The 1,372-nt window shown below is 49.9% G+C and carries 1 protein-coding gene; it reads left to right on the forward strand.

What is annotated here, in order from left to right:
• Positions 1-116 precede the first annotated feature (116 nt).
• Positions 117-1,307: an IS256 family transposase gene (locus tag M2108_RS31315; protein WP_277473368.1), complete on the forward strand. Its 1,191-nt coding sequence runs from the start codon at positions 117-119 to the stop codon at positions 1,305-1,307.
• The last annotated feature ends 65 nt before the right edge of the window (positions 1,308-1,372 follow it).

Below are 1,372 nucleotides of genomic sequence, written 5' to 3' on the forward strand. Positions count from 1 at the left end.
AGTAGAGTCCATATAATTGTGTAAAATGGCTGCTGGTAAACATTAATAAAAGCCATGTTGAGAGTTCTCCCTTAGAATGAGGTTGTCGAGACAACATTCATTGGAGGAACTACAACATGACTCAATTTCAGATTACACTAGACGCGGACATTTTACACCAGTTGTTTATTGGAGATTCCAGAGATGCCGGTATTGCCGCTTTGCTGGAGACGGTCTTTAATCAAGTACTTAAAGCACAGTCCGCAGAACAATTGGGGGCGGATAAGTACGAGCGCAATGAAGATCGTACAGCACTCCGCAACGGTTACTATGAGCGGGGCTTAACGACAAGAGTAGGCAAGTTAACGCTAAACGTGCCTCGGCATCGAGACGGAAGCTTCTCTACGGAGCTGTTCACCAGATACCAAAGAAGCGAACAAGCGCTGCTACTATCCTTAATGGAAATGGTCATTCAGGGCGTCTCCACTCGCAAAGTTGCGAATATTACCGAGGAGCTATGCGGCACTGAATTTTCGAAGTCCACCGTAAGCGAGCTTTGTAAATCCCTGGATCCTGTCGTACAGGCGTGGAACAACCGTCCGCTCATCAAGGCGTATCCTTTTGTTCTTGTAGACGCTATGTACGTCAAAGTGCGCGAGGACGGCAGAGTCCGTTCCAGAGGCGTCCTGGTGGCCACCGGAGTCAACGAGGATGGGAAGAGAGAAATCCTTGGTCTTGCGATTGGAGATACGGAGTCGGAGGCTACATGGGGCGGGTTCTTTGCGCAACTGAAGGCGCGGGGACTTGCCGGCGTGGATATCGTGACAAGTGACCAGCATAGCGGACTCGTACGCGCCGTGAAGCAGCAATTTCAAGGCGTAACCTGGCAGCGGTGCCAAACGCACTTCATGCGCAATATTCTGGATGCCGCTCCGAAGGCGCTTCGTGATGAAGTGAAGAGGTACGTGCGAAGCATCTTTGAAGCTGCGGATATGTCCACCGCTCGCACGTTGTTAAAGCAGACACTCGCACGTTTCCAGGATGCTGCAACAAAAGCAATGGTGGTCCTTGAGGAAGGCTTTGACGATGCTACGGCGGTGTTAGAGCTGCCGGAAGCATGCCGGGTAAGAACGCGAACAACCAACATTGTAGAGCGGTTAAACCGCGAAATTCGGCGCAGAGAGAGCGTGATAAGCATCTTTCCCAATCGTGATTCGGTAATCCGACTGCTGGGATCTGTGCTCATGGAGGTGGACGAGTGCTGGAGTGAAGAAAAACGATTCATTGACATGCGGACTTACGTGGCATGGAAAAAAGAAAAAAGGTAGCTGAAAGTAACTATATCCGGCTAACCTCGTTTAAAGAGAATTTACACACAAATATGGACTTGACC

The sequence above is a fragment of the Paenibacillus sp. PastM-3 genome (assembly GCF_029893965.1).
Classification (GTDB): Bacteria; Bacillota; Bacilli; order Paenibacillales; family Paenibacillaceae; genus Paenibacillus_AQ.